The following is a 6,701-nucleotide window of genomic DNA, read 5'->3' as shown; positions in this document are numbered from 1 at the left end:
TGGCCCTCGCGGCCGCGGCCGTGGCCGGCTGTTCGTCCTCCGGCGGCGGGGCGACCGCGGCGCCGCCCCCCCCCCCGCCCCGCCCCACCGCCCCTCCCCCGGAAGGAGCACGACCATGCCCACCGCCGATCTCCGCCGGTACCGGGTCGGCGTCGTCCAGCTGTCCGTCGCCACCAACCGCCGTGCGGAGAACCTGGCGCGGGCCGAGAAGCTGGTGCGCGCCGCGGCCGACGACGACTGCCGGCTCGTCGTCCTGCCCGAGGTGTTCGCCACCGCGCTGAACCTGCCGAAGAGCCACGAGATCGCCGAGCCGGTGCCCGGACCGATCACCGAGTGGCTGGCCGGCCTGGCCCGCGAACTCGGCGTCTGGATCGCCGCCGGGGTGCTGGAGCGCGCCGGCGAGCACGTGCACAGCACCGCCGTGCTGCTGGACGACACCGGCCTGCTCGTCGGCACCGCGCGGCGCACCATGGTGTACGACCTGGAGGCGCACTTCATCACGGGCCGCACCGGCGCCCGCGTCTTCCCCACCCCGCTGGGCCGGATCGGCTTCGCGCTCGGCTACGACGTGCAGTTCCCCGAGGTGCTGCGCGGCCTGTTCGCCGCGTCGGCGGAGGTCATCGTGGCCCCCTCGGTCCTGCTGCGGCCGTTCGCCGAACCGGTGCGGCAGATGCTGCTCGCCCGGGCCGCCGAGAACTGCGCCTACGTGCTGTTCGCCAGCGCGACCGGCGAGAACACCCTCGCCGGACTCACCTACATGGGCCGCAGCGCGATCCTGCGCAGTCCGCTGGCGATCGGCGCCTACTCGCGGGACTTCCGCAAGCAGCAGCCGGTGCTCGCCGAGGCCGACCGCGAGGAGGTGCTGCTGACCGCCGACCTGGACCTGCACGAGCTGCGCCGGATGCGCGAGGCCGCGCCGTTCGCCGCCGACTTCCGCCGCTCGCCGCTGGGTCTCGCGCTGACCGCCGCCACCCACCCGGACGGACCGCTGCCCGACTGGGCCGCCGAAGCCCTCGGCGCGCCGGCCGCCCCGGACACCCCCGACCACGCCCCGGCGTCCCCGGGCCCCCCGGACGGAGCCTGACCAGATGACCGTCGACCGCAACCTCGCCACCAGCCGGCCCCGGGTCGCGCTGATCCAGAGCCTCTGGGACCCGGACCCCGAGGTCAACCTGGCCCGGACGCTCGCCCTGCTGGACACCGTCCAGGACGTCGAGCTGATCATCCTGCCGGAGTTCTTCCTCGGCCCGCCCTTCTACTTCCCCGGCCGCGCCCACCTCAAGGGCGTGATCGACCAGCCGGTGCCGGGCCCGGTCTTCGACCGGCTCGCCGAGGTGGCCCGCGCCAAGGGCTGCTACCTGCTCTGCGGCACGGTCGTCGAGCGCGAGGACGACCGGTACTACAACACCGCCGTCCTGCTCGACGACCAGGGCCGGATCGCCGCCAAGGCGCGCAAGACCCACCGCTTCGCCGCCGAGATGGTCACCATCGAGCCGAGTGACGAACTGGTCATCGTGGATACGCCGTTCGGGCGCCTGGGGATCTGCGTCTGCTCCGACTTCTGGATCCCCGAGGTGCCGCGGACGCTGGCGATGCGCGGCGCCGAGATCATCGCGGTGCCCGGCGCGGCGCTGCGCGGCAACATCCAGATCACCCGGCCGTGCATCCAGGCCAACTCCTCCTTCAACGTCTGCTACACCCTGCTGGCCAGCGCGGTCGGCGAGGTGACCGGCGAGCGCGCCGGGCGGACGGTCTCCATCTCGGTGGCCGGCCACAGCACCGTCGCCTCGCCCGAGCACCTGGTCGGCTCGCTGGACGAGGAGGAGGGCGTGCTGATCGCCGAGCTCGACCTGGACCGGATCCGCGAACTGCGCGAGGTCGACCTGTCCTTCCGCAAGAGCCTCTACTTCTGCCTGCACGGCCGCCGGCCCGAGCTGTACCAGGAGCTGCTGAAGCCGTACGCCGGCCACCAGGACCTGGAGACCCTCATCACGGACTACCTGACCGCCCCACGGAGCTGATTCGCCATGGCACCCAGCCTGCTGTACCCCGCCGCCGACCACCTGCCCACCGGGGCCGACCGCGAGCCCGCCCTGAAGGAGGTCCTCGACTGGGCCGACCGCGCGGCCGCCACCAGCACCGCCGACGCGCTGCTCGCCTTCTTCGGCCAGCCGCTGGACCCGCGCACCCTGCGGCTGACCGGCCTGCACCACGTCGCCGTCTACCTCGGCGACTACCGCACCGAGGAGGAGTACGAGGCCTGGCTGGAGACCGTCCGGGCCCACGCCGGCCTCCACCAGGTGTCCGCCGGCCCCTCGCACATCGCGCCGCGGGTGCACGGCACCCCCGGTCACTGGATCAACCTGACCACCGAGCGGGGCACCGAGGTGGAGTTCTTCACCTGCCGCGCCTACGGGGCCTGGGCGAGCGAACCGCCCGCGCGCAAGCGGGCGCTGATGTCGCACCTCGGGCTCAGCGTCGACACCCCCGACCACGTCCGCCGGGTCCTGGACTACCTGGCCGGCTTCGACGGCGTCGAGGTGCTCGCCTACGCCCCCGAGGACGAACTCGGCCACACCTACGGCCACCTGCTGCGCACCGACACCGACCGGGTGCTGGAGCTGGTCCACGCCGGACGGGGCCAGGCATGAACGGGACGGGCATGAACGGGCCCGGCACGAGCGGGCCCGGCACCGGGGCGGGCACCCGATGAGCGGCTACCCGGTCCCGGCCCGGCTGCCGGAGAACGCGCCCGGCCGGTTCTACGTCAACGCGGAGTGCACCGACTGCGACACCTGCCGCTGCATCGCCCCGGACTCCTTCGTCCGCAACGACAAGGCCGGGTACACCTTCGTCGCCCGCCAGCCGGTCGACGAGGACGAGGAGGAGCTGGTGTACGAGGCGATGGACTGCTGCCCGGCCGACGCCATCTGCGAGGAGGAGTGAGCGCCCGCCCGCCGGGGCCGAGGATCCTCGGCCTCGGCGGCTCCCTGCGCCCCGGCTCGACCAGCCAGCTGCTGCTGCGCCGGGCGATCACCGTACTGGAGGCCGACGGCTGCCGGACCTCCCTGCTGGACCTGCGCGAGCTGGACCTGCCGTTCTGCAACGGCGACAAGCGGGACCCGTGGCCGAGCCGCCCCGACGTCAAGCTGCTCCGGGAGGAGTTCCGCGCCGCCGACGGCGTCATCCTGGCCGGGCCGGAGTACCACGGCACGATCGGCGGGGCCCTGAAGAACGCCCTGGACCTGCTGGACTTCGAGCACGTCGAGGGCAAGGTCTTCGGGGCCATCTGCGCGCTCGGCGGCCGCAGCAACTCCAACGCGCTCAACCACCTGCGACTGGTGGCGCGCTGGTACCGGGCCTGGATGGTGCCCGAGCAGGTCGCCGTCCCGCAGGCCCGGACCGCCCTCCCGGACGGCGGGCCGGCCGATCCCGAACTGGGCGCCCGGGTGGACGAGCTGGCCCGCAGCGTGGCCCGGGCGGCGGCGCTGCTGCGGCCCGGGGCGGGCCGGCCCGACCCGATCGGTCCGGAATAAGTTCCGAACGTGTCCAGGACAGTCAAACGCGGGCGCTGACCCGTTGATAGCGTCACCCCTGTGAATAAGGCCCACACATTGGGTACGCATTTCCAGGGAGCCGGACATTGGTTCCCGGTGCTCCCCAGACCACTTCTCGTGATCAGTCTCCGCCATCCGTCGAACGGAACTCCCCGGGAGGCGACCTGGCTTCGCCTCACCGCCTTTCTGTTCAATCGCGGGATTTCCGACGACCGCACCGTCGGTGTCGAAATCCTGTACGACGACCCGGAGTCCACGGCGCCCGACCGGCGGCGTTTCGACGCCTGCCTGTCGGTGCCCCGGGACCGGGTCGCCGGGCTGTCCCTGCTCGATCCGCGCCGGGACAGCCTGGGCATCCGCGTCCTGCCCGTCCTGAGCGAGCGGCTGATGCTGTGGCGGGGTGGTTCGGCCCAGGCCGAACCACCCGTCCGCCACCGGCACGTCACCCCGGCCGCCGATGTCGCGCTGCGGGCCAACTGGCCGCGCTACGAGGTCTACCGAGGCTCTCCCGTCCTGACGCCCGGGAACCCCGAGGTGATCGGCTGGTACGCCACCGCGACCACCTCGGCCGGCGCCGCGGGCGGCGGCCACCTCCCCCCGCGCACGCCCGCCGCCGGCGTGCCCCGCCGGCCGCACGGTGCGGTCCGGCGCGCCTCCGGAAGGGGTCAACGACCATGACCACGACGACCACGATGGACTGGGACCGGGCCTACCGGGCCGGGGACCACCACCAGTACTGGGAACTCAGCGCCCCCTCGCCCGACCTGGTCGGCTTCCTCGCCGCCACCCCGCCCGCCCCGGGCGCCCGCGCCCTGGACCTCGGCTGCGGCACCGGCTGGGACACCGTCGCGCTGACCCGCGCCGGGTACCGCGCGACCGGGGTGGACATCAGTGCCGAGGCCGTCGGACTGGCCGCCGCCCGGGCCGCCGAATTCGGCCTGGAGATCGACCTCTCGGTCGGCGACGTCCGCGAACTCGACCTGCCCGACGAGGAGTTCGACCTGCTGGTGGACCGCGGCTGCTTCCACCACCTCGGCCCGGCGGACCGCGACCGCTACGCCTCCGAGGTGGCCCGGCTGCTGAGCCCCGGCGGTCTGCTCTACCTGCGCGGCAGCCGGCAGGAGATGTTCCCGTTCAAGCCGGTGGACGCCCCCGCGCTCACCCGGCACTTCCCGGCGGACCGGTTCAGCTTCGGCCCGCTGATGCCCTTCCAGCTCCACACCGACGTCCTCAAACTGGACGCCAACGCGGTGGTCCTGCGCCGCGCGGACTGAACCCGGGCGGCCCCCGCCGCACCCGCGGCCGCCCACCGCGGCGGCCCCGCGACTCACCTCGCGGCTTCGCCACGACGTCCCCGCGACCCGCACGACTTCTCCGCGACTTCTCCGCGACCGTTTCGCGCCGGCCTGCCGAGACCGGCGGACATTCCGTGCCTCCCCGTTTCCGGAGCCCGATGCCCGCTTTGCTCGACGGCTTCCGGCGCTCCAAGAAATGAGCCACCTATGACCACCCCGCAAAGCCGGGACAAAAGTCCCTGGCTCATCCTCGGCGTGCTCAGTATGGGCTTCTTCATGACGCTGCTCGATATGACGATCGTCAATATCGCGCTGCCTCATGTGATGTCCGGCGTGCACGCCTCGCTGGACGAGGGCCTGTGGGTGTTCAGCGCCTACATCCTCGGCTACGCCACCCTGCTCGTCGTCGCCGGCCGGCTCGGCGACCTGTTCGGCCCCCGCCGGGTCTACCTGTACGGCCTGGCCGTGTTCGTGGCCGCCTCCTGCCTGTGCGGAGTGGCGCCCAACGCCGGCGTGCTGATCGCGGCCCGGGCCGTCCAGGGCATCGGCGGGGCCATGCTCGCCCCGCAGATCCTGCCGATCGTCACCATGGTGTTCCCGCCCTCCAAGTGGGGCGCGGCGTTCGGTTTCACCGGCGCGCTCTCCGGGCTCGCGGTGCTGACCGGCCCGACCCTGGGCGGCGTCATCGTCAGCTACCTGGACTGGCGGTGGATCTTCTACCTCAACCTGCCGATCGGCATCGCCACCGCCTATCTGGTGCTGCGGCACGTCCACGACTACCGGCCGGGCAAGCGCCAGCCGCTCGCCCTGGTACCGACCGCGCTGCTCGTCCTCGGCCTCACCGCGCTGGCCTTCGGCCTGATCGAGGGCGAACGCCTGGAGTGGAACGCCACCGCCTGGGCCGCGATCGCGGCGGGCCTGCTGGTCCTCGCCTACTTCGTGCTGGACCAGCGCAGGCACCAGCGCTCCGGCCCGCTGCTCCCCTTCGACCTGCTGCGGCTGCGGAACTTCGCCTCCGCCAACATCGTCGCGGCGATCATGGGCTTCTCGATGCTCGGCGCCTTCCTGCCGATCTCGCTCTACCTCCAGACCGTGCTCGGGATGTCCCCCCTGCGGGCCGGCTTCACCATCGCCGCGATGCCGCTCACCTCCGCACTGGTCGCCGGGGTCGGTGGCAAGCTCTCCGACCGCGGCTCGGGCAAGGCCGTCATCCTGACCGGGCTGGCCTGCTTCACCGCCGGGCTCGGCTCGTTCATCCTGGTCACCGGGACGGACACCGGCACGCTCGAACTGCTCGGCCCGTTCGTCCTGGCCGGCCTGGGCATGGGCCTGGTGTTCTCACCGCTGTTCAGCGTCGGCATGCGCCAGGTCCCGCCGCCGCAGGCCGGGGTGGCGTCCGGGCTGGTCAACACCTCCCAGGAGATCGGCGGACTGCTGGCCAGCGCGGCGATCGGCGCGATCCTGTCGCTGCGGCTCTCCAGCGGCCTGCGCGGCTGGGTGAACGACCAGGCCATGGCCCTCCCCCCGGAGGCCCGGGAGGGTTTCAAGCAGGCGTTCGCCCCGCTCACCGACGGCGCGCTGAAGATCGGCAGCGGCGGCCCGCCGCCCGCGCTGGCCGGCGCCGACCCGGCCCAGGCCGCCAAGGTCCAGGACGCCTTCGCCGAGGCCTTCACCACCGCCATGCACAGCGGCCTGCTGCTGCCGGTGGCCCTGCTGGCGGTCGGCTGGGTGGCCGCCCTGCTGCTGATCCGGGACGTCCCGGCCCCGGCCTTCGGAGCCCCGCGGCCGCCCGCCGCCAAGCCCGCGGGCAGCGCCCCGGCGGCGGCCGAGAAGGCCTGAGGCCACCGGA

8 protein-coding genes are annotated in these 6,701 nt (G+C 73.3%); all 8 read left to right on the top strand.

The genetic code is table 11. From position 1 onward, the window contains the following. Positions 1 to 115 precede the first annotated feature (115 nt). Positions 116 to 1,084, top strand: coding sequence for a carbon-nitrogen hydrolase family protein (locus tag ACFXHB_RS34405; protein WP_380579125.1), 969 nt, complete (start codon positions 116 to 118; stop codon positions 1,082 to 1,084). A 4-nt stretch (positions 1,085 to 1,088) separates the two neighbouring features. Then, the gene (locus tag ACFXHB_RS34400; protein WP_380579123.1) at positions 1,089 to 2,021 is read left to right on the top strand and encodes a carbon-nitrogen hydrolase family protein; all 933 of its coding nucleotides are present in this window, start codon (positions 1,089 to 1,091) and stop codon (positions 2,019 to 2,021) included. Between the two features lie 6 nt (positions 2,022 to 2,027). Then, positions 2,028 to 2,651, top strand: coding sequence for a hypothetical protein (locus tag ACFXHB_RS34395; RefSeq protein WP_380579121.1), 624 nt, complete (start codon positions 2,028 to 2,030; stop codon positions 2,649 to 2,651). Between the two features lie 58 nt (positions 2,652 to 2,709). Continuing rightward, a complete protein-coding gene (locus tag ACFXHB_RS34390; RefSeq protein WP_380579119.1) occupies positions 2,710 to 2,946 on the top strand; it encodes a ferredoxin in 237 nt (78 codons plus the stop codon). Then, a complete protein-coding gene (locus ACFXHB_RS34385) occupies positions 2,943 to 3,536 on the top strand; it encodes an NADPH-dependent FMN reductase (RefSeq protein WP_380579117.1) in 594 nt (197 codons plus the stop codon). Before ACFXHB_RS34390 ends, ACFXHB_RS34385 begins: the two co-directional genes overlap by 4 nt. 138 nt (positions 3,537 to 3,674) lie before the next feature. Beyond that, a complete protein-coding gene (locus ACFXHB_RS34380; RefSeq protein WP_380579115.1) occupies positions 3,675 to 4,235 on the top strand; it encodes a hypothetical protein in 561 nt (186 codons plus the stop codon). Next, positions 4,232 to 4,831 carry a class I SAM-dependent methyltransferase gene (locus ACFXHB_RS34375; RefSeq protein ID WP_380579113.1) on the top strand — a complete coding sequence of 200 codons (600 nt, stop codon included), beginning with the start codon at positions 4,232 to 4,234 and terminating at the stop codon, positions 4,829 to 4,831. The genes ACFXHB_RS34380 and ACFXHB_RS34375 overlap by 4 nt, the downstream gene beginning before the upstream one ends. A gap of 228 nt (positions 4,832 to 5,059) precedes the next feature. Then, positions 5,060 to 6,691, top strand: coding sequence for an MFS transporter (locus ACFXHB_RS34370; RefSeq protein ID WP_380579111.1), 1,632 nt, complete (start codon positions 5,060 to 5,062; stop codon positions 6,689 to 6,691). The last annotated feature ends 10 nt before the right edge of the window (positions 6,692 to 6,701 follow it).

Origin of the sequence: Kitasatospora sp. NPDC059327, from assembly GCF_042752535.1 — a bacterium.
Lineage (GTDB): Bacteria > Actinomycetota > Actinomycetes > Streptomycetales > Streptomycetaceae > Kitasatospora.
This window is presented reverse-complemented; position numbering and strand designations above follow the sequence as displayed.

Bases quoted from the DNA above. Each gene is read 5' to 3' on its own strand.
- ACFXHB_RS34405 (WP_380579125.1), top strand. From the start codon at position 116: ATGCCCACCGCCGATCTCCGCCGGTACCGGGTCGGCGTCGTCCAGCTG.
- ACFXHB_RS34400 (WP_380579123.1), top strand. From the start codon at position 1,089: ATGACCGTCGACCGCAACCTCGCCACCAGCCGGCCCCGGGTCGCGCTG.
- ACFXHB_RS34395 (WP_380579121.1), top strand. From the start codon at position 2,028: ATGGCACCCAGCCTGCTGTACCCCGCCGCCGACCACCTGCCCACCGGG.
- ACFXHB_RS34390 (WP_380579119.1), top strand. From the start codon at position 2,710: ATGAGCGGCTACCCGGTCCCGGCCCGGCTGCCGGAGAACGCGCCCGGC.
- ACFXHB_RS34375 (WP_380579113.1), top strand. From the start codon at position 4,232: ATGACCACGACGACCACGATGGACTGGGACCGGGCCTACCGGGCCGGG.
- ACFXHB_RS34370 (WP_380579111.1), top strand. From the start codon at position 5,060: ATGACCACCCCGCAAAGCCGGGACAAAAGTCCCTGGCTCATCCTCGGC.